A 21074-nucleotide genomic window follows, 5' to 3' on the forward strand; every position below is an offset into this window, starting at 1 on the left:
GGGACGTGCCCCAAGCGCCAAAGGCGCTTGGCCGAACCGCTGCGGGTTTCGTCTTCTCCCCGCTTGCGGGGAGAAGGTGCCGGCAGGCGGATGAAGGGCAATCCAACGCAATTGCAGGAGCCATCCCATGCCCCTGATCGACATGCCCGACTTTGCCGCCACCCTTCTCGACGAATTCTCCGCCCGTGCCACCACCCGCGTCGACACGCCGGTGATCCAGCCGGCCGCTCCCTTTCTCGACATGGCCGGCGAGGACCTGCGTCGGCGTATCTTCCTGACCGAGAACGAGCGCGGCGAAAGCCTGTGCCTGCGGCCGGAATTCACCATTCCCGTCTGCCTGCGCCATATCGAAACCGCGACCGGAACGCCGAAGCGTTATGCCTATCTCGGCGAGGTCTTCCGCCAGCGCCGTGAAGGCGCGCAGGAATTCTACCAGGCCGGCATCGAGGATCTCGGCAATACCGGTGTGGCTGCCGCCGATGCAAGGGCTGTCGCCGACAGCGTCCAGATCCTCACACGCCTGCTGCCCGGCAAGCGCCTGTCGGTGATGCTCGGCGACCAGTCGGTCTTCGAGGCGGTGGTCCAGGCGCTCGGCCTGCCGGCGGGCTGGCAGAAGCGCTTGATCCAGGCTTTCGGCAATCCGGCCCAGATCGACCAATTGTTGCGCCGTCTCGCCACGCCGTCGCCGGTGCCGGGTCTCGCCGCGGAAGTGTCCGACCTGCTGTCGAAGGGCAATGAGGCGGCCCTTGTCGCCCATATCGACGAGACCATGCAGGCGACCGGTTATCTGACCAATGCCAGCCGTACGCCGGTCGAAATCGCCCGCCGGCTGAAGGAAAAGCTGGCGCTGGCCGAAACCCGCCTCGACGGCGCGGCTTTGCTGCTGCTGCGCGAATTCCTCTCGCTCGAGCTGCCGCTGGCGGAAGCCTCCGCCGCACTGGCCGGCTTCGCCGATGCCGCCGGCCTGAAGCTGGGCGCTGCCGTCTCGCGCTTCGATGAACGGGTGGCCGCCCTTGCCGATACCGGCATCGATCTGTCGGCGATCACCTACCGCGCCGCCTTCGGTCGTCCGCTCGATTATTATACTGGCCTCGTTTTCGAGGTGGTGGCCGAGAACCGCCCGGCGGTGCTTGCCGGTGGCGGCCGTTTCGACCGGCTGCTGACGCTGCTCGGCGCCGAAACCCATATCCCGGCCGTCGGCTTCTCGCTCTGGCTGGATCGCATCGAAACCGAGAGGGGCGACGCGGCGATCCGAGAAGTGGATGCCGATTTTCGGGCGGAATCGCCGCGCCAGCAAGCGAGAAAGCCATGACGATTACCATCGGACTTCCCTCCAAGGGCCGGATGAAGGACGATTCGTCCGCCGTCTTCGAGCGCGCCGGCATGAAGATCGTCGCCGTCGGTAATGACCGCTCCTATCGCGGCCGCGTCGAGGGCTTTGACGATGTCGAGATCGCCTATCTGTCGGCTTCCGAGATCTCCCGCGAGATCGGCAATGGCACGGTTGATTTCGGCGTGACCGGCGAAGACCTGATCCGCGAAGGCCTGGCGGACGCAGACAGCCGCGTCGAGATCGCCGCCCGTCTCGGTTTCGGCCATGCCGACGTGATCGTCGCCGTGCCGGAGATCTGGCTCGATGTCGATACCATGGCCGACCTTGGTGATGTCGCTGCCGAATTTCGCGCCCGCCACGGCCGGCGTCTGGCGATCGCCACGAAATACTGGCGCCTGACCCAGCAGCATTTCTCCGGCAGTCACGGAATCCAGCTCTATCGCATCGTCGAAAGCCTCGGCGCGACCGAAGGCGCGCCCGCTGCCGGCCAGGCCGATATCATCGTCGATATCACCTCGACCGGCTCGACGCTGAAGGCCAACCACCTGAAGATCCTCTCTGATGGCGTCATCCTCAAATCGCAAGCCTGCCTGGTGCGGGCGCGCAAAGCCGAGCATGATGGCAACCCGACCGTGGCAAGGATTATCGAGGCTGTGCGCGGGGTGCTTTAGCCAGCTGCAATCGTCTTTGCCCCTCACCCTGACCCTCTCCCCGCAAGCGGGGCGAGGGGACGGAGACGCTGCGGCCCTCTTCCTTCTCCCCGCTTGCGGGGAGAAGGTGCCGGCAGGCGGATGAGGGGCAGTAACAAGCTCAAACGAAAAAGCCCGCCGGATCGCTCTGGCGGGCTTTTCTGTAACCGATAAGGTCAGTCTCAGGCGGCGACGGCAGCCGAACCGCGGCGGGCGTCGATCGAGTAGGCGCCTGCACCGATGATGGCGAGCAGGATGTAGCCGCCGGCCAGCGTGATGTTCTTCATCAGCATGATCTGGTTCAGCGTGTTGATCCAGCCGAGTGCGCCTTCCGGCCAGCCTTCGATGGCAACGGTGCCGCTGTGGAAGACGAGACCGGTGAATACGCAGAACAGAGCGAGTGCCCAGGCGGTCAGCTTGGTCTGGAAGCCGACGAGAACGAAGAGGCCGGCGACCAGTTCGAACAGGCCGGCGGCATAGGCGAGCAGGGTCGCAGCCGGCAGGCCGGCGCCGGTGATCATGCCGGCAGTGCCAGACGGATCGGTCAGCTTGCCGAAGCCGGACAGGATGAAGATGAAGGACAGAAGGATGCGGGCGACAACAAGAAGGGTGTTGTTGGTGCTGGACATGAGGGAACTCCTTTGAATGGATGATGCTGAAACCCGGGCGAGGTGGGCTTCAGAAAGCTGTCCTCTAGATGCCTGTTTTTATCGTCATGCGATAGGTTGACGATAATTGACTGATCGTTCACAAAAACGAAACGATTGGCCTGTGCGTCCGCCCTTTGGGCGCTCTTCGCCTCCCGACCATACACCAGAAATGACGCAGTTGCCGTGCGGATGACGGGCGCAGCCGATCAGGCTGGGAACGGATCTGCTTCAGGCGCTGTTTGCCGCTGACAGTCGGAAACGGGGAAAAATGAACAGGCCGACGATTGTGCCGCCGTCATTGCCGTCGAAGCCGCCGGACTCACCGATACAGAACACCGGTTGACGCTGGGCGCTGCCGGACAGGATGGTGGTGGAGTAGCAGAACCGCGACGGCGCGGTGGCGGCCTGTTCGAACAGGCGCAGGATATGCCCACGATCGCTCTGGTCGTAGCAGCGCATCATGGTCAGCAGGCCGCATTCAGCGCCTTCCAGCCCGTGTAGCTGGGCCGCCTTTTCGCCGAGCTTCAACAGCCCGTTGGTCAGGTCACCTGTCCAGTCTTCCGATACACCGAAACGGGACGCATGTTCGCCCAGAGGGCTTTCGCCCTCGAGCAGGGGTGACGAGAAATTTGCGGCGAGATCTGCGTTTGCAATCTTAAACAAGGTAGTCCCCAAGTCGAAAGCCGGTACATGGCCCTATAAGTCTCGGATCAAATGTCTGTTCCAGAGCCAAACTTCCCCGTAAGGCCCTTCCGGCTATATGGCCGGACCCGACAAGCATGATGCTTGCCGATCTTCATTCCCCAGCGTTCCGGTTGAAACGCATTTCACCTCGACGCGCTACGCGCCATGCAACTCGCCCTCAGGTTACAATTCCGATCCTCACCTGCGTCATCCCGATTTCACATGCGAATGATCCGGTGAAGCGCGCCGAGTGATCGATTTCTTGCAATAACGCAAGAGTTGTAACTGAAGCTGCGTCCGCTAAACCAAGGCGGACTTCTTCTTATCTGCCTCTTCCCCTGCCGGCCGCAGCCGATCCTCGTATGTCTCATTTTGGGACAGGAGGAATAGGCTGGTGGATATCATGTTTCACAGCACATGAAAACGCCTCATGTTCTTCCCAAAGGAGAAATCATCTCCCTTTTCGGCTGATTTTCAGATATGCAATATTAGGATAATATAATTTAATGACCGCAGAAAATCGACGAGACGGCTTTAGTTGAAAACCGAAAATGTAATCTTGGATTTAGTAAGCTATCTTTTATATTCGGATAAGCTTTGTCAATTCCAGCTCCGAAAAGTTGTGTGCTTATTTTGGGTTTGTTCCCCGATCGTGCAAAACATGTAACGGCGCGCCCGCGGAATTAAAGGGGAAATGGTTAACGGATCAAGGTCTGATCCGGCAAGATCCCTTTTTGGTTTTCTAAACCAGCAAGAATCGTCATTCTGGGGAGTGTCGCAGTTATGCGACGCTAGGTAACGAAAAAGGGCGATCCGAAGACCGCCCTTTCCGTATTCTGACCGGTTGGCACCGATGTGAAGGCTTTTCGCCTGTCACATCATGTCCATGCCGCCTGTTCAGCGCGCTTGACGCGCTGAACCACTTGAAGTGATGGGCGACTTGTATGGCCAGATGTAAAGACCCGAAGGTCTTACATCATGTCCATGCCGCCCATGCCGCCCATGCCGCCTGGCATGCCGCCAGCAGCTTCCTTCTTTGGAAGTTCGGCGATCATGGCTTCGGTGGTGATCAGCAGCGAGGCAACCGAAGCTGCGTTCTGCAGGGCAGTACGAACAACCTTGACCGGGTCGACGATACCCATGGCGATCATATCGCCAAATTCGCCGGTCTGGGCATTGTAGCCGTAGTTGTCGTTGTCCTTGTCGAGGATCTTGCCGACGATGATCGAAGCTTCGTCACCGGCGTTGTCGGCGATCTGGCGAACCAGCGACTGCAGCGCCTTGCGGACGATGTTGATACCGGCTTCCTGATCGTCGTTTGCACCCTTGACAGAGATCTTGGTCGAAGAGCGCAGCAGAGCGGTACCACCGCCCGGAACGATACCTTCCTGAACAGCGGCGCGGGTCGCGTTCAGCGCGTCGTCGATGCGATCCTTGCGTTCCTTGACTTCGATTTCCGTCGAGCCGCCAACGCGGATCACGGCAACGCCGCCAGCGAGCTTGGCAAGACGTTCCTGCAGCTTTTCCTTGTCGTAATCCGACGTGGTTTCTTCGATCTGCGCCTTGATCTGGGCAACGCGGCCTTCGATGTCCGACTTCTGGCCAGCACCATCAACGATGGTGGTGTTTTCCTTGGTGATCGAGATCTTCTTGGCGCGGCCGAGCATGTCGAGCGTGACAGTTTCGAGCTTGATGCCGAGGTCTTCCGAGATGACAGTGCCGCCCGACAGGATGGCGATGTCTTCCAGCATGGCCTTGCGACGATCGCCGAAGCCAGGAGCCTTGACGGCAGCGATCTTCAGGCCGCCACGCAGCTTGTTGACGACGAGCGTTGCAAGAGCTTCGCCTTCGACGTCTTCAGCGATGATGACGAGCGGCTTGCCGGTCTGAACGACGGCTTCGAGAACCGGCAGCATGGCCTGGAGGTTCGAGAGCTTCTTTTCGTGCAGGAGGATGTACGCGTCGTCGAGGTCGGCGATCATCTTTTCCGGGTTGGTCACGAAGTAAGGCGACAGGTAGCCGCGGTCGAACTGCATGCCTTCGACGACTTCGAGTTCGGTTTCAGCGGTCTTGGCTTCTTCGACGGTGATGACGCCTTCGTTGCCGACCTTCTGCATGGCTTCAGCGATATCGCGGCCAACCTGGCTGTCGCCGTTTGCCGAGATCGTGCCGACCTGTGCGACTTCTTCAGAGGTCGAGATCTTCTTGGCCTTGGCCTGGAGATCCTTGACGACTTCCGAAACAGCCAGATCGATGCCGCGCTTCAGGTCCATCGGGTTCATGCCGGCAGCAACAGCCTTGTTGCCTTCGCGCACGATCGCCTGGGCCAGAACGGTAGCGGTCGTGGTGCCGTCGCCGGCGATGTCGTTGGTCTTCGAAGCAACTTCGCGGACCATCTGGGCGCCCATGTTTTCGAACTTGTCTTCAAGTTCGATTTCCTTGGCAACCGATACGCCGTCCTTGGTGATGCGCGGTGCGCCGAAGGACTTGTCGATGATGACGTTACGGCCCTTAGGACCGAGCGTTACCTTGACGGCGTCAGCGAGGATATCGACGCCGCGCAGCATCTTTTCGCGCGCAGTGCGGCCGAATTTAATTTCTTTAGCAGCCATTTTCAAAACTCCCGGGCATCAGCCCATTGGTGAATTGTTTAGAAGGGAAGGGTGAAACGGCTGATCAGCCGATAACGCCCATGATGTCGGCTTCCTTCATGATCAGAAGGTCTACGCCGTCGAGCTTGACTTCGGTGCCCGACCACTTGCCGAACAGGACGCGGTCACCAACCTTGACGTCGAGCGCGACCAGGTTGCCCTTGTCGTCGCGAACGCCGGAGCCGATAGCGATGATTTCGCCTTCAGCCGGCTTTTCCTTGGCAGTGTCAGGAATGATGATGCCGCCCTTGGTCTTTTCTTCAGATTCAACGCGCTTGACTACAACGCGGTCGTGAAGCGGACGGAAAGTTGTGCTTGCCATTGTCTAATCCCTCGATCAAATGACATTCGCGGACCGCAGAACGGGTCCGCATCGATACTGTTAGCACTCGCTCTTGGTGAGTGCCAGCGAGGTTGAGATAAGGAGAGGCCCCTGATGAGTCAAGCACGGGGCCAAAAAATTGTTGCCGTGACCGGCATGTTCCCGCTTGACTATTCTGCACGCGAATGTGGCGGCAGTGCCGGCGCCGATCCGCCTTTTTCGCGGCAATCCTTTGTCAGAGCGTCAACGCGTCATAGGTGCCGAACGTGCCCTTGATGCTGTGCCCGGCCATGAACGCGGCCGGATCGAACCCCAGCTTTTCGTAGAAACGGTTAACGGCGGCCTTGGCCTCAACAAGGGCCTCGCGGTCACGCCATTCGGCGACGGCGACGGTGACGATTGTCGCATTGCCATCGGCGTGGCTGACGCCGACCCGGCTGTAGAGGCAGCCTTCCAGCGTTTCCAGATAGCCGTGAATGATGGCCAGCCTCTCGGTGAACACGGAGAGATGGGCAACCGGGCAGGTGAAGTGATCGATGCGCATCACGCCGGATGGGCGCGCTGCTTGTGCAGCGCTGTCACCAGCGGCGACTGCGGCCGGCGTGGTGTCCTGAAGCAGAGTCTTTGCGTTCATCGGGTCTTCCTTTGCTGATTGCCCCTGCACGCCCGCTACGCTAAAACCTCAACCATGGTTGAGATCAAGCGAAATAATCGAAGGCCTGCCGAAGCGGCGCAAACCGCCCCGAAAGCCACTTCGAATGTGCCCCAGTCGCTCAGCGTCGGCGAGGTGGCCGAACGCGCAGGCGTGGCCGTGTCTGCGCTTCATTTCTACGAACGCGAGGGCCTGATCCAGAGCTGGCGCAATGGTGGCAACCAGAGGCGCTATCCGCGCGGAATCCTGCGCCGGGCGGCGTTGATCAAGACCGCGCAGCGCCTGGGACTGCCTCTGTCGCAGATCGCCGAAGCGCTGAGGCATTTGCCTTCCGACCGCCCGCCGACCGCTGCAGATTGGCGTAGGCTATCAGCCTCCTGGCGCGCCGATCTTGATAGTCGCATTGCTACGATGACCGCTCTGCGCGACCAGCTCGATGGCTGCATCGGCTGCGGTTGCCTGTCGCTCGATGCTTGTCCGCTGCGCAATCCGGATGATCGGCTCGGCCGATCCGGAGCCGGACCGCAGCTGTTGCGATAATGGTGAGCCCCCTCGCGATGCCCCTCGGCTTGCGATGTCGGGATGCCGCATCAGTGTGTTTGACAGCGTCCTGCAAATTTGAGAGGTTTCAGCCGTGGAGTGCGCGAAAGCTCCATGAGGCGCCATGCCGCAATTTCGCATCCGTCCGGATCAAAATTACGGAGCAAATCATGGCACCCTATGGCGCAATTTCCGCCGACAAGCTCTTTCGCTTGCTCGGTTCATCCCAGTCTCCTCTGATTGTCGACGTCCGCATTGCCGACGATGTCGCGGCGCATCCCTTCCTCATTCCCGGCGCCTTCCGCCGTGATCACCGGCAGATCGGTGAATGGGCGGCGCAAGTCGCCTCCACTCCCACATCCGTTGTCGTCGTCTGTCACCAGGGGCGCAAGCTGAGCGAAGGCGTCGCGGCCCATTTGCGCCTTCTCGGCATATCGGCCGAAGTTCTGGAAGGCGGCAATTCTGCCTGGGCCGCGGCTGGCCTGCCGCAGGTGCCAATCGACCGGCTCGGTGATGGCCAGGGCGCCGGCTCGTCACTCTGGGTCACGCGCAACCGGCCGAAGATCGACCGCATTGCCTGTCCCTGGCTTATCCGGCGTTTCATCGATCCCTTCGCCCGCTTCCTCTTCGTGGCCTCATCCGAGGTCGAAGGCGTTGCCGACAGGTTCAATGCCGTGCCCTTTGACATGGAAGGCGTCTTCTGGAGTCATCGCGGCGATCTCTGCACCTTCGACACCATGCTGTCGGAATTCCAGCTGGAAACGCCGGCATTGCTGACCCTGGCGGAGATCGTGCGCGGTGCCGATACCAACCGGCTCGATCTTGCGCCGCAGGTCGCCGGTCTGCTGGCGGTGTCGCTCGGCCTGTCGCGGCTCTATTCCTCGGATCTCCAGCAACTGGAGCAGGGCTTGCTTCTCTATGACGCCTATTACAGATGGGCGCGCGATGCGATGGATGAAAAACACGATTGGGTGACGCGCGGTGGGCGCGATGGAGTGAAATGACAAACGCTGCCGCTGGACACCTAGCGCTGCCTGCCGGGCAGCCGCCGAGCTTTGCCGAACTGACCGCCGCCTTTGCCCGCATCGGCGTCCTCAGCTTCGGCGGTCCTGCCGCCCAGATCGCGCTGATGCATCGCGTCTGTGTCGACGAGAAGCGCTGGATCGACGAGGATCGTTATCTGCATGCGTTGAATTATTGCATGCTTTTGCCTGGGCCGGAGGCGCAGCAGCTTGCCACCTATATCGGTTGGCTTCTGCATGGCGTGCGCGGCGGCATCGTTGCCGGCCTGCTCTTCGTCCTGCCGGGGCTCGCCGTCATCATGGGCCTCTCAACGCTATATGCGCTCTATCAGCAGGCCGATCTCGTTGCAGGCCTCTTCTTCGGTCTGAAGGCGGCCGTGCTCGCCGTCGTCATCGAAGCGGTGATCCGCATCGGCAAGCGGGCGTTGAAAACTCGGTTTCACCGGATCCTCGCAGCACTCGCCTTTCTCGCCCTGTTTGCCCTGTCGCTGCCGTTTCCGCTGGTCATCCTGCTGGCGGCGGTCGCGGGCCTCGTTCGCGCCCGGATCACCCCGACAGAAGATGTTCCTGCCCCCACGAACCTGAAGGCCCGCCCGCCGGCGCTGCGTCAGCTGCTGACGCTGCTGTTCTGGGTTGCCGTCTGGCTGGCGCCTCTGCCGATCCTTTGGCTGCTGGCGGCCGATACCGCCTTGCCGGATCTCTACGCCTTCTTTTCCAAGATGGCGCTGGTCACCTTCGGCGGCGCCTATGCCGTTTTGGCCTATGTCGCACAGGTGGCAGTCGAGCAGTATCAATGGTTGAAGCCCGGCGAGATGCTCGATGGTCTGGCGCTTGCCGAAACCACGCCGGGTCCGCTGGTCTTGGTACTCTCCTATGTCGGTTTCCTTGCCGGTTTCCGCCATGGCGGTGGGCTGGATCCGCTGTTGGCCGGCCTGCTTGGCGCACTGCTCACCGCCTGGGCCACTTTCATTCCGAGCTTCATCTGGATCTTCGCTGGCGCGCCCTATATCGAGCGCCTGCGCGGCAATCGCCTGATGAATGCCGCCCTGTCGGCGATCACCGCCGCGGTTGTCGGCGTCATCCTCAACCTGGCCATCTGGTTTGCCCTGCATGTCGTCTTCGCCCGCGTCGGCGTCTTCGAACGACCATTGGTCGGTCCTCTCGCCCCATGGCTGAATGTGTCGCTGCCCGTGCCGGACTGGACCTCGCTCGATCTGGCGGCCCTGGCCGTGGCCGTCATCGCGGCCGTGATGATCTTCCGCTTCCATCAGGGCATAGGACGGACGCTGGTCCTTGCGGCGCTGCTCGGCCTGGCGCTGCGCATGCTCGCCTGAGCCGCGATGCGGGCAGTCATTTTCTCGAAGAAACCGGCAAGGCTCTTGCCTTGCCGGCTTTCCTTTGCCATGTCAGCCCACACGATCTTGAAGTCAGGAATGAACATGGCACTCGGCATTTCCACCCTAGGCGACGTCACCGCGAACTATGATGTCATCCTCTGCGATGTCTGGGGCGTGCTGCATAACGGCATCGATGCCTTTCCGGCCGCCTCGGAAGCCCTGACGGCAGCCCGTAAGGTGGGTGTCACGGTTGTCCTGATCACCAATTCACCGCGTCCGGCGCCGGGCGTCATCACCCAGCTCCGCGCCATCGGTGTCGCCGATACCGCCTATGACAGGATCATCACCTCCGGCGACGTCACGCGCACGTTGATCGCGGCCGGTCCGAAGAAGGTCTTCCTGCTGGGTCCCGAGCGCGACATGCCGCTGCTCGAAGGGCTGGATGTCGAGGCCGTTGCCGCCGATCAGGCCGATTGCATCGTCTGCACCGGCTTCTTCGATGACGAGACCGAGGTGCCGGAAGACTATACCGCGATGCTGACCGAATTCGCCGCCCGCAAGGTTCCGTTGATCTGCGCCAATCCCGATCTGGTCGTCGAGCGCGGCCATCGGCTGATCCCCTGCGCCGGTGCCGTAGCTGCCTATTACAACACGCTCGGCGGCGAGACCCGCATTGCCGGCAAGCCGCATGCGCCGATCTATGCGGCAACGCTTGCCGCAGCCGGCGAGGCGCGCGGCAGCGCGATCGACACGGCCCGCGTTCTGGCGATCGGCGACGGCATGCCGACCGATGTGCGCGGTGCCATCGATGCCGGCCTCGACCTTCTCTATATCTCGGGCGGCATCCATGCGGCCGAGTATTCGCCGACCGGCACCACGGATGAACCGGCGCTGCACGATTTCCTCAAGCGCGAGAACGCCGCGCCGAAATTCTGGATGCAGCGGTTGGCATAAGGCAGACAGGCATGACCGTATTCCATCGCAACGAGAAGAAAGAAGCGCTGCCTTCGCTCCTGACCGGCGGTGTCGTGGCGATCGGCAATTTTGATGGCGTGCATCGCGGCCATCAGGCGGTGCTCAGTCGTGCATTGGAACGCGCCGAAGCCTTGGGCGTCCCGGCCCTTGTCCTGACCTTCGAGCCCCATCCGCGCTCGGTCTTCAATCCGCAAAAACCGGTTTTTCGCCTGACACCGGCCCCGCTGCGCGCCCGCATCCTCGAGGCCATGGGTTTCCAGTCGGTCATCGAATATCCGTTCGACGTCGATTTTTCCCAGCGCTCGGCCGAGGATTTCGTCCGCTCCATCCTGGTCGAATGGCTCGGCGCCCGCGAGGTTGTCACCGGTTTCGATTTCCATTTCGGCAAGGGCCGCGAGGGCGGTCCGGCCTTCCTGATGGAAGCAGGCAGCCGCCATGGCTTTGGCGTGACGCTGGTCGATGCCTTCCGTGACGAAGGCGCCGACGTGGTGTCGTCCAGCCGCATCCGCAATCTTCTCGCCGATGGCAATGTGTCCGAGGCGGCCGGCCTGCTCGGCTACCGCTTCACCGTCGAGGCGGAAGTGGTCAAGGGCAACCAACTTGGCCGCACGCTCGGCTTTCCGACCGCCAACATGAAGCTTGCGCCGGAAGCGACGTTGCGCGCCGGCATCTACGCCGTGCGCTTTCGCCGGGCGGATGGCGTGATCCGCGATGGCGTTGCAAGCTTCGGCTATCGCCCGACCGTTACCGACAACGGCGCCGCCTGGCTGGAAACCTTCGTTTTTGATTTTTCCGGCGATCTCTATGGCGAGACCTGTTCGGTCTCCTTCTTCGGTCACCTGCGCGACGAATGGAAGTTCGATGGCCTCGATCCGCTGGTCGCCCAGATCAGGAAGGACGAGCAGGAGGCGAGGGCGCTGCTCGCGGGCGTCCGGCCGATCGGCGAACTGGATGAAAAGATCAGCTTCTGAGATGCTTTCGGCGCATCCTTGACCATGCGTGCTGGCGCTGGATCTCTTGCCGGCAGGCGGCGCACCGCGCGCTGTTCCTTATGATTTCTTTACGTCCGCCCCCCAATTTCCAAATCGAGACTTTATCTCCATCGCCTTAAATTCTCATTGGCCGTCGATGACGGCGGTTGATGAGGAACGAAGCGATGAGAGTAGCAGGCGGAAACGGTGCATGGTCGGGCCTGGAGTTTCTGGCCCCGTTGCGCAGCATGCGTGATGATCGTGATGGCAAAACTCTTGAAGGCAAGGCTGACGAACCTTTAAAATCGCCATCTTCGGGTGCGGTCCGCACAGCAGCCAACACGGACCACCCCGGACCCGGCGGATACGAACCGCTGCACAATGTCGGCGGGCTGGACGATCTCGCCAAGCGCATCTCGGTGTCGCCGGTCCTGCGCGAGCACCTGATCTGGGCAGCAGTTCCGCTGCTGGAGCCGATGACCGGCCTGCGCGATGCCCCGTCTGATTTTCGTGCCTTTAGCGGGCTGATGGAGCGGGAGGCTCATGTCGAGGCGCTGCTGCTTCTGGCAAGCCGACTGGCGCCGAATATCGCCTTGTCCAGGCTTGTCCGGTCGCACGGCGTCTGGCTGTGCCGGGCCCAGGTGGTCTGCAAGGGCACGACGGGCGAACGGACCCAGCGGTGCTTCCGCGCTGTGCATTCCGATGCGCCTGCCGCCATGCTTCTGGCAATCCTCATTGCCGCAAGTCCCGCCTGGAGCACGGCCCGATGACACTGGCGCCCCAACGCATGACCGGGGTCTTCACCGATCTCGTCACGCCTTTCCGTCACGGAGCGCTCGATCTCATCGGTTTGAAGACGCTGGTGGAATGGCAGGTTCGCTCCGGTGTGTCCGGACTTGTCGTGTGCGGCGAGGGCGGTGAGGCACCTGTTCTGAATGATGCCGAGCGCGTTGCCGTGATTTCGACCACGCTCGAGGTTACGGCCGGAACGGTCCCGGTGCTGGTTGGCACCGGCACCAATGCGACGGAACGTACCATCGCGCTGACCCGCGAGGCGCGGGCATTGGGTGCAGATGCGGCCGTGGTGGTTGTGCCCTACTACAGCAAGCCGACCCAGGAGGGGCTGTTTCGCCATGTCGAGGCCGTGGCCAGCGCGGTAGACCTGCCACTGATCATCGTCAACCGGCCACGCCATACGGCGATTGACGTCTCGCCGGCCTTGCTCGAGCGGTTCGCCGGTCTGTCCGGCATCGTCGGCTTTGCCGACTACGCCGGCGACATCAGTCGGCCCTTGGTGCTGCGTGAGCAGGACCGGCGTCGCATACCCCGCAATGGTATGCCCCATGGCGGCCTGCCGGTGTATTCGGGGGATGATCGCACCGCGCTTGCGCTCGGCCTGATGGGTGCGCAAGGCACTTTTTCGCTGGCCGCCAACGTCGCGCCGCGCCTGGTCGTCGCGATGCATCATGCCTTCCATGGCGGAAACGTCAGCGCCGCCCGCACGCTGCAGCAGACGCTCTATCCGCTTTTCATCGCGATCGATGCCGAACAGGCGGTTGCCGCCACCAAGCAGGCGCTGGCCTTCGTGCTCGGCCTTGCTCCCGATGTCCGCCTGCCGCTCACCGAAGTCGAGCAGCCGGTGGTCGCCGAAATCAGGCAGGCTCTGTCCTTGCTGGCAGTCCCGGCCAAAGGCTTGGTCAGCGGCGATCCAAGCCTGCACAGACCGGCCTGAAACGCAATCACCACGCCGATATCATGAAACAACAGGAATTCACTGTCATGGGTTACTTCGATCATCAAACCTGGAACGCCAAGTCCGCCCCGCGCTTTACCGTCGGCCGCGATCACCATGGCTGGTGGGTCGTGCATGATCGTGAAGGCAGGGTCGGCGGACTGTTTGCCAGCGAGGATGCTGCCCTGCATTTTGCCGCCATCGAATGCGACAGGAAACCGGGCGCGATCTGCCGGGCGCCCGAAAGCGACGTCGTCGAACTGGGTTCCTTCACCAGCGATCGCTGGAGCGCTGGGGACGGCGGCGCGCCACGCCACTGATCCTCGGCCGTTGGCTGCCTGCAGAGCCGGCGCCGACCAAGCGACGACGCCGGGGCCTGTATATTGCCACGGCATCGATCACGTCCCGTGCCGGCCCCGTATATTCCTCTGCCGGCCCCCTTTCATTTTCCCGCAAAAACACATAGACAAACGCCCGATGACCAGGGCACGGACGCAGATATCCCTCCGAATTATAGGCCCGGCCTTCCGCGCGCTTTGAGCTGCCGGAGGGTCCGGGTTTTCAGCGCTTGCACAGCGCTTCTCCGTCCTAAACGACAGTTCCCGATTTTTTAGCGCTGCCCTCCCGGCGCGCATTCAATGGCTAGATCATGACCGATACCCCTGAAAAGCTCGATTATTCCAAGACCCTCTATCTGCCGGAAACCGAATTCCCGATGCGCGCAGGCCTGCCGCAGAAGGAACCGGAAATGGCCGCCAAATGGCGCCAGATGGACCTCTACAAGAAGCTGCGCTCGTCGGCTGCCGGCCGCGAAAAGTTCGTCCTGCATGACGGCCCGCCCTATGCCAACGGCAACATCCATATCGGACACGCGCTGAACAAGGTGCTGAAGGACGTCATCACCCGCTCGTTCCAGATGCGTGGCTATGATGCCAACTATGTGCCGGGCTGGGATTGCCACGGCCTGCCGATCGAGTGGAAGATCGAGGAAAAGTATCGCGAAAAGGGCAAGGACAAGAACGAGGTCCCGGTCAACGAATTCCGCAAGGAATGCCGCGAATTTGCGCAGGGCTGGATCGACATCCAGTCGGAAGAATTCCGCCGCCTCGGCATCGAGGGTGATTTCGACCGTCCTTATACGACGATGAATTTCCACGCCGAAAGCCGCATCGCCGGCGAACTGCTGAAGATCGCCATGTCCGGCCAGCTTTACCGTGGGTCGAAGCCGATCATGTGGTCGGTGGTCGAGCGCACGGCACTGGCGGAAGCGGAAGTGGAATATCACGAGGTCGAGAGCGATACGATCTGGGTGAAGTTCCCGGTGGTTGGTAAGTCGCCAATCGTTGGAAAAGGTGAAGATGGACGGTTTGAAGCGGGCCGCACGGAAGCTGAATATCAGCTTGGGAAAGCCTCGGTCGTCATCTGGACCACCACCCCGTGGACCATCCCGGGCAACCGCGCTATCTCCTACTCCTCGAAGATCGAATACGGCCTCTACGAGATCACCGAAGCCACGAACGATTTTGGCCCGCAGCCGGGCGAGAAGCTGATCTTTGCCAAGCGTCTGGCCGAAGATGCCGCCGCCAAGGCGAAGGTTGCGTTCAAGCTGGTTCGCGATGTGACCGCCGCAGAACTCGGTGCGATCACCTGCGACCATCCGCTGAAGGATCTCGGTTACGACTTCGCCGTTCCCCTCATCGATGGTGATCACGTCACCGATGATGCCGGTACCGGTTTCGTCCACACCGCCCCGTCGCACGGCCGCGAGGACTTTGAGGCCTGGACGGGTCACGCCAAGATGCTCGCCGAGCGCGGCATCGACACAAAGATCCCGTTCCCGGTTGATGATGCCGGCTTCTACACCGACGAAGCCCCCGGTTTCGGCCCGTCTGCCGAAGGCGGCGCTGCCCGCGTCATGGATGACAACGGCAAGAAGGGCGACGCCAACAAGCGGGTCATGGATTCGCTGATCGCTGCCGGAAACCTGTTTGCCCGTGGCCGCATCAAGCATGAATACCCGCATTCCTGGCGCTCGAAGAAGCCGATCATCTTCCGCAACACGCCGCAATGGTTCGTCTATATGGACAAGGAACTCGGCGACGGCACGACGCTGCGTTCGCGTGCCTTATCGGCCATCGACGACACTCGCTTCGTGCCATCAGCCGGCCAGAACCGCCTGCGCGCCATGATCGAGGGCCGACCGGACTGGGTGCTGTCGCGCCAGCGCGCCTGGGGCGTGCCGATCTGCGTCTTCGCCGATGCCGAAGGCAATGTGTTGAAGGATGAAGAGGTCAATGCCCGCATTCTCGAAGCCTTCGAGAAGGAAGGTGCGGACGCCTGGTTTGCCGAGGGCGCAAAGGAGCGCTTCCTCGGCAATGGGCACGACGGCGAAAAGTGGCAGATGGTCACCGACATCCTCGATGTCTGGTTCGATTCAGGCTCGACCCATACCTTTACGCTGGAAGACCGCCCGGACCTGAAATGGCCGGCGGATGTCTATCTCGAAGGCTCAGACCAGCATCGTGGCTGGTTCCATTCGTCGCTGCTCGAAAGCTGCGCGACGCGCGGCCGCGCGCCCTACAACGCCGTCGTCACCCATGGTTTCATCATGGATGAGAAGGGCGAGAAGATGTCGAAGTCGAAGGGCAATGTCACCGCCCCGCAGAGCATCATGAAGGACGCGGGCGCCGATATCCTGCGCCTCTGGGTCATGTCGTCCGACTATGCCGAGGACCTGCGCGTCGGCAAGACGATCATCCAGACCAATATCGACGCCTATCGCAAGATCCGCAATACGATCCGCTGGATGCTCGGCACGCTCGCCCACGACAAGGGCGAGGAGATTTCCTATGCCGACCTGCCGGAACTCGAAAAGCTGATGTTGCATCGCCTGGCCGAGCTCGACCAGCTGGTCCGCAAGGCTTACGACGAATTCGACTTCAAGCGCATCACCCGTGCGCTCACCGATTTCGCCAATGTCGAGCTGTCGGCCTTCTATTTCGACATCCGCAAGGATACGCTCTACTGCGATGCGCCATCGAGCCTGAAGCGCCGCTCGGCCCTGTTCGTCATCCGCAAGCTGTTCGATAGCCTCGTGCTGTGGTTTGCGCCGATGATGCCGTTCACTACGGAAGAGGCCTGGCTGTCGCGCGATCCGAATGCCGTTTCGGTGCATCTGGAACAGTTCCCGGTGATCCCGGCCGAATGGTCGAACGAGCCCGTGGCAGAGAAGTGGAAGAAGGTTCGCACCGTCCGCCGTGCCGTCACCGGCGCGCTGGAACTCGAGCGCAAGGACAAGCGCATCGGTTCGTCGCTGGAGGCAGCCCCGGTCGTGCATGTCGCCGATCCGGACCTGCTGGCGGCGCTCGAAGGCCTCGACTTTGCCGAGATCTGCATCACGTCGGATATCACCGTTGTCGGTGGCGAAGGCCCGCAGGACGCTTTCCGTCTGGACGACGGCACCAGGGTCTCGGTCGAGCCGAAGCTTGCCGAGGGCGTGAAATGCGCCCGCTCGTGGAGGATCACCAAGGACGTCGGCAGCGACGCCGACTATCCCGATGTCTCGGCCCGCGATGCCAAGGCCCTGCGCGAGCTGGCGGCAGCGCTCTGACGAAATATTGCCGGATGGTTTGCGCTTTGGCGGGTCATCCGGTAAAACTGCCTGAAAATGGCCGAAATTTACTGTCAGCGGACACGCTGGGAATTTCGACAAGACAGAACGAAATGCGGCGAGGCTGGTAGGCATTCATGAAATCGGCATATCTGTTCAGAGTTGGCTTTGGTGTAGCGGGCCTTCTCGGCGCGACGCTCGGCCTGACCGGCTGCCTCGGCAGCCCGACCTATGGCACCGACAAGACTGCGATCGAGCAGCTGGCCGATGACGTCGGCTCTGCCGTCTCGATCGCTGGCAAGGAACCCGCTAACAAGGGCACCAAATACAATCCGCGTCCGGAGCTGGTCATGCCGCCGTCTGTCGCCCAGGCCACGCTGGTCGCACCGCAGCAGTCGCTGGCCAGCAAGGAAAACCCGGAATGGGTCGAAGCCCCCGAACAGACGCGTGAGCGCCTTGTCGCCGAGGCCGATGCCAATGCGGACAACCCGAATTACCGTTCTCCGCTGCTCGCCGGTTACGGCACCGCCGGCACGATGACGGAAACCCAGAAATGGCAGGCCTTCCGCGAAGCCCGCAAGCTGCAGAAGGGTGCCTATCTCGACCAGCGCCGCCTGCTGTCGGATCCGCCGACGGAGTATCGCAAGACCGAGGAAACCGAGCTGGCCGATCTCGGCGAGCCGGAATTGAAGAAGCAGAAGCGCCGCAAGAAGGAAGCCAAGGCCGCCCAGCAGAGCAACAGCTCCTGGTGGATGCCCTTCCAATAAGATTTACAAAGATGACTTCGATCAGGGCAGGGCGGCAACGCCCTGCCTTTTTCGTATGGCCCGCCCTTTTCTTATGGATAGAGCACAATGACATTCACCATCCGCCCGGCAACGCCTGACGACGCTGCAACCATTCTAGGCTTCATCACCGAACTCGCCGTCTATGAAAAGGCCGGCCACGAAGTGGCCGCGACCGAAGACAGTATTCGCCAGTCGATCTTTGGCCAAGGTTCTGTCACCGAAGCCGCCATCCTCGAGGCGGATGGCAAGCCGGCCGGCTTTGCCGTCTGGTTTTACAGCTATTCGACTTGGCTGGCGCGCAACGGCCTCTATCTCGAAGACCTCTATGTCTCGCCGGACCATCGCGGCGGCGGTGCCGGCAAGCTGTTGTTGCGGCATCTTGCGCAGATCGCGGTCGACAAGGGCTGTGGCCGTTTCGAATGGAGCGTGCTTGACTGGAACGAGCCGGCAATCCGCGTCTATGATGCGATCGGCGCCGAGCCGCAGACCGAGTGGATCCGCTACCGCCTGTCCGGTGACGAGTTGAAGGCTTTCGCCGCCGGTTGAGCGGCGCCTAGCTCTCACGCTTCTCCTGGAAGAATGTCCTGAGCATGTCCGCAGCTTCGGTTTCGCGAAAGCCGGAATAGACCTCCGGCTGGTGGTGGCAGGTGGTCTGCGCATAAAACCGCACGCCATTGTCGACCGCGCCACCCTTAGGGTCGGCGGCAGCATAATAAAGCCGCCGGATGCGGGCAAAGGATATGGCTGCCGCACACATCGTGCACGGTTCCAGCGTCACATACAGATCGGCATCGACCAGGCGTTCGTCGCAGATGAATGCCCCGGCCCGACGGATCGCCAGGATTTCGGCATGCGCGCTGACATCGTTCTGCGCCCGCGTCTCGTTGCCGGCCCGCCCGATGATCTCTCCGTCATGCACGACGACGGCACCGATCGGCACCTCGCCACGCGCTCCGGCAGCACGCGCCTCGGCAAAAGCCGCCTCCATGAAGCCGTTTGTCTTAGTCATGCGTGAACTTTCCACTTAACCAGAGCCGCGCGACCTGATACGACAGCCCAAACCACAGGCAAATAGCAAATGACATTCAAAGACAAGTCCAAGCGACCGGCGGGCAAGCCCTCTGATCGCGGCGCAAAGCCGCTCTCTCGCAAGCCGGCCGCCAAAACCGAAATCAACCCCGCACGCGCAGCCCGGTCAGGCGCACCGGCCGGCGACGACGGGATGAAGCCCGAGCGCATCTCCAAGCTGCTTGCGCGCGTTGGCGTGGCCTCGCGCCGCGACATCGAGCGCATGATCATGGAAGGCCGGGTCAAGCTGAACGGCACCGTGCTCGACACGCCCGTCGTCAACGTGACGCTGTCTGACAAGATCGAGGTCGATGACCAGCCGATCCGCGGCATCGAGCGCACAAGGCTCTGGCTCTACCACAAGCCGGCCGGCCTTGTGACCACCAATTCCGATCCGGAAGGTCGCTCGACCGTGTTCGACAATCTGCCGGAAGAGCTTCCGCGCGTCATGTCGATCGGCCGTCTCGACATCAATACCGAGGGCCTGCTGCTGCTCACCAATGATGGTGGCCTGGCGCGCGTTCTCGAACTGCCGACCACCGGCTGGCTGCGCCGCTACCGCGTCCGCGCCTTTGGCGAGGTCGATCAGCCGGCACTCGACAAGCTCAAGGAAGGCATGGCCGTCGATGGCGTGCTCTATGGTGCGATCGACGCAACGCTCGACCGCAAGCAGGGCCATAACGTCTGGATCACCATGGGGCTTCGCGAAGGCAAGAACCGCGAAATCAAGAACGTGCTCGGCGCGCTCGGTCTCGAGGTCAACCGCCTGATCCGCATTTCCTACGGTCCGTTCCAGCTCGGCGACCTGCCGGAAGGCGATGTCCAGGAAGTCCGCGGCCGCATGCTGCGTGACCAGCTGGGTCCGCGCCTGATCGAAGACGCCAAGGCGAATTTTGATGCGCCGATCTTCGCCCATGGCGGTGCAGTTGACGATGAAGACGAGGATGCTCCGGCCAAGGCCAAGCCCGCCAAGGCGGAATGGGCGCGCGAAGAGCGTCGCGAAGAACGTCCCGCCAAGTCGCGCTTCAGCGAGAAGCCCGGCGACAAGCGCGAACGTGCGCTCGACCGCCTGGACACCCGTCGCGACGACAGCCGCACCAAGCCGGCCGGCAAGCGTGACGGCGACAAGCGTGGCTTTGGTGCCCGTGACGAAGGCAGCCGTTTCGGTGACAAGCCGAAGCGTGCGCCGATGGCGCCGAAAAGCCGCACCGCCAATGTCTGGATGGCCCCTGGCGCCCGTCCGGTGGCCGAAAAGAAGGCCGCCGTCGAGGGCGAAGAGGCCAAGGCACCGCGCGCCCGCCGCGAAGGTCTGCCGGAAAGCAAGCGTTACGGCCGTGGCAAGGATGGCAAGCCGACCAAGGGTTCGACACGCTTCAACCCGGACAGCAAAGGCCGCAATGATTTCGCCGACCGTGACACCGGTCCACGCGTTGTCGTGAGCCGTGCCCGCGACGAGGAAGGCGACTGGATCCGCGCCGATGGCCCGGACACCAAGCCCGGTGGTCGCGATGGTGGTCGTGGTGGCAGCCGCGACGGCGACAAGCGTGGTGGTTTCGGTGACCGCGGCCCGCGCCGCGAAACGGGCGACCGTGGACCCCGCAGCGATGCAGGCCCGCGCCGTGATTTCGGCGACCGGCCCGATCGTGGCGACCGTCCGGCCCGTACCGATCGTCCCCGCGGCGACAGCGCACGCAGCGATGCGCCACGTGGTGAACGTTTCGGCGCAGATCGCCCGCGCGGCGATCGTCCGGCTGGTGACCGTCCTCGTTCGGACCGCCCGGGCTCGGATCGTCCCCGTGATGACAGACCGCGCGGCGACAAGCCGTTCGGCGCAAAACCCTTTGGTGACAAGCCACGAGGTGCAAAACCGTTTGGCGACAAGCCGGCCGGTAAATCCTTCGGCGGCAAGCCGGGTGGAAAGCCCGCTGGCAAGTCGTTTGGCAAGCCCGGCGGACGCCCGGCAAGCACACGGGCCGACGGTGGCCCGCGCGGCGCAGGCGGCAAGCCTTCCGGCGCTGGCCGTGGTGGCCCGCCGAAGGGCAAGAGGTAA

General features: G+C 62.3%; 20 protein-coding genes. 14 read left to right on the forward strand and 6 right to left on the reverse strand.

Annotated features, from left to right (window positions below; genetic code table 11):
* The first annotated feature begins 127 nt into the window (after window positions 1-127).
* Together PDO_RS02835 and hisG are read left to right on the forward strand one after the other, a co-directional pair.
* Window positions 128-1312, forward strand: coding sequence for an ATP phosphoribosyltransferase regulatory subunit (locus PDO_RS02835; protein ID WP_007597514.1), 1185 nt, complete (start codon window positions 128-130; stop codon window positions 1310-1312).
* Window positions 1309-2004 (forward strand): ATP phosphoribosyltransferase, encoded by a 696-nt coding sequence (hisG, locus tag PDO_RS02840; protein ID WP_007597516.1) that lies wholly within the window; start codon window positions 1309-1311, stop codon window positions 2002-2004. The genes PDO_RS02835 and hisG overlap by 4 nt, the downstream gene beginning before the upstream one ends.
* A 200-nt stretch (window positions 2005-2204) precedes the next feature.
* On the opposite strand, the gene PDO_RS02845 is transcribed toward hisG, so the two are convergent.
* From PDO_RS02845 to PDO_RS02865, 5 genes are all read right to left on the reverse strand, one after another.
* Complete coding sequence (locus tag PDO_RS02845; RefSeq protein ID WP_007597517.1) at window positions 2205-2651, reverse strand: DoxX family protein; 447 nt, start codon at window positions 2649-2651, stop codon at window positions 2205-2207.
* Between the two features lie 249 nt (window positions 2652-2900).
* Window positions 2901-3335: a hypothetical protein gene (locus PDO_RS02850; protein WP_007597528.1), complete on the reverse strand. Its 435-nt coding sequence runs from the start codon at window positions 3333-3335 to the stop codon at window positions 2901-2903.
* Window positions 3336-4327: 992 nt separating this feature from the next.
* Entirely contained in the window at window positions 4328-5968 is a 1641-nt protein-coding gene (groL, locus tag PDO_RS02855) for a chaperonin GroEL (RefSeq protein ID WP_007597531.1), read from the reverse strand.
* Window positions 5969-6032: 64 nt separating this feature from the next.
* Window positions 6033-6329 carry a co-chaperone GroES gene (gene groES / locus PDO_RS02860; RefSeq protein ID WP_007597533.1) on the reverse strand — a complete coding sequence of 99 codons (297 nt, stop codon included), beginning with the start codon at window positions 6327-6329 and terminating at the stop codon, window positions 6033-6035.
* Between the two features lie 235 nt (window positions 6330-6564).
* Window positions 6565-6963, reverse strand: a complete 399-nt coding sequence (locus tag PDO_RS02865) for a hypothetical protein (protein WP_007597535.1) — start codon at window positions 6961-6963, stop codon at window positions 6565-6567.
* A 54-nt stretch (window positions 6964-7017) separates the two neighbouring features.
* On the opposite strand from PDO_RS02865, the gene soxR reads away from it, so the two are divergent.
* The 11 genes from soxR to PDO_RS02920 all read left to right on the forward strand — a co-directional run bounded on the left by soxR (window position 7018) and on the right by PDO_RS02920 (window position 18502).
* Window positions 7018-7521 carry a redox-sensitive transcriptional activator SoxR gene (soxR, locus tag PDO_RS02870; protein WP_007597537.1) on the forward strand — a complete coding sequence of 168 codons (504 nt, stop codon included), beginning with the start codon at window positions 7018-7020 and terminating at the stop codon, window positions 7519-7521.
* A gap of 170 nt (window positions 7522-7691) precedes the next feature.
* Window positions 7692-8525, forward strand: coding sequence for a chromate resistance protein ChrB domain-containing protein (locus PDO_RS02875; RefSeq protein WP_007597545.1), 834 nt, complete (start codon window positions 7692-7694; stop codon window positions 8523-8525).
* Window positions 8522-9877: a chromate efflux transporter gene (gene chrA / locus PDO_RS02880; protein WP_007597547.1), complete on the forward strand. Its 1356-nt coding sequence runs from the start codon at window positions 8522-8524 to the stop codon at window positions 9875-9877. The genes PDO_RS02875 and chrA overlap by 4 nt, the downstream gene beginning before the upstream one ends.
* Before the next feature lie 105 nt (window positions 9878-9982).
* On the forward strand, window positions 9983-10834 hold the full coding sequence (locus tag PDO_RS02885; RefSeq protein ID WP_007597550.1) for a TIGR01459 family HAD-type hydrolase: 852 nt from the start codon (window positions 9983-9985) through the stop codon (window positions 10832-10834).
* 11 nt (window positions 10835-10845) lie between these two features.
* Window positions 10846-11826, forward strand: a complete 981-nt coding sequence (locus PDO_RS02890; RefSeq protein WP_007597552.1) for a bifunctional riboflavin kinase/FAD synthetase — start codon at window positions 10846-10848, stop codon at window positions 11824-11826.
* Between the two features lie 185 nt (window positions 11827-12011).
* The gene (locus tag PDO_RS02895) at window positions 12012-12596 is read left to right on the forward strand and encodes a hypothetical protein (RefSeq protein ID WP_007597554.1); all 585 of its coding nucleotides are present in this window, start codon (window positions 12012-12014) and stop codon (window positions 12594-12596) included.
* Window positions 12593-13558: a 4-hydroxy-tetrahydrodipicolinate synthase family protein gene (locus PDO_RS02900; RefSeq protein ID WP_007597556.1), complete on the forward strand. Its 966-nt coding sequence runs from the start codon at window positions 12593-12595 to the stop codon at window positions 13556-13558. Before PDO_RS02895 ends, PDO_RS02900 begins: the two co-directional genes overlap by 4 nt.
* Before the next feature lie 47 nt (window positions 13559-13605).
* Window positions 13606-13878 carry a hypothetical protein gene (locus PDO_RS02905; RefSeq protein ID WP_007597562.1) on the forward strand — a complete coding sequence of 91 codons (273 nt, stop codon included), beginning with the start codon at window positions 13606-13608 and terminating at the stop codon, window positions 13876-13878.
* Window positions 13879-14207: 329 nt separating this feature from the next.
* Entirely contained in the window at window positions 14208-17168 is a 2961-nt protein-coding gene (gene ileS / locus PDO_RS02910) for an isoleucine--tRNA ligase (protein WP_007597563.1), read from the forward strand.
* Between the two features lie 137 nt (window positions 17169-17305).
* A complete protein-coding gene (locus tag PDO_RS02915) occupies window positions 17306-17935 on the forward strand; it encodes a hypothetical protein (RefSeq protein WP_007597564.1) in 630 nt (209 codons plus the stop codon).
* 87 nt (window positions 17936-18022) lie between these two features.
* The gene (locus tag PDO_RS02920) at window positions 18023-18502 is read left to right on the forward strand and encodes a GNAT family N-acetyltransferase (protein ID WP_007597565.1); all 480 of its coding nucleotides are present in this window, start codon (window positions 18023-18025) and stop codon (window positions 18500-18502) included.
* Window positions 18503-18509: 7 nt separating this feature from the next.
* Here the strand turns inward: PDO_RS02920 and PDO_RS02925 are convergent, their stop codons facing one another.
* On the reverse strand, window positions 18510-18965 hold the full coding sequence (locus tag PDO_RS02925) for a nucleoside deaminase (RefSeq protein ID WP_007597566.1): 456 nt from the start codon (window positions 18963-18965) through the stop codon (window positions 18510-18512).
* Window positions 18966-19034: 69 nt separating this feature from the next.
* Here PDO_RS02925 and PDO_RS02930 point away from each other — a divergent pair, with 69 nt between their 5' ends.
* Window positions 19035-21074, forward strand: a complete 2040-nt coding sequence (locus PDO_RS02930; protein WP_007597571.1) for a pseudouridine synthase — start codon at window positions 19035-19037, stop codon at window positions 21072-21074.

This window comes from Rhizobium sp. PDO1-076 (assembly GCF_000247475.1).
GTDB lineage: Bacteria > Pseudomonadota > Alphaproteobacteria > Rhizobiales > Rhizobiaceae > Allorhizobium.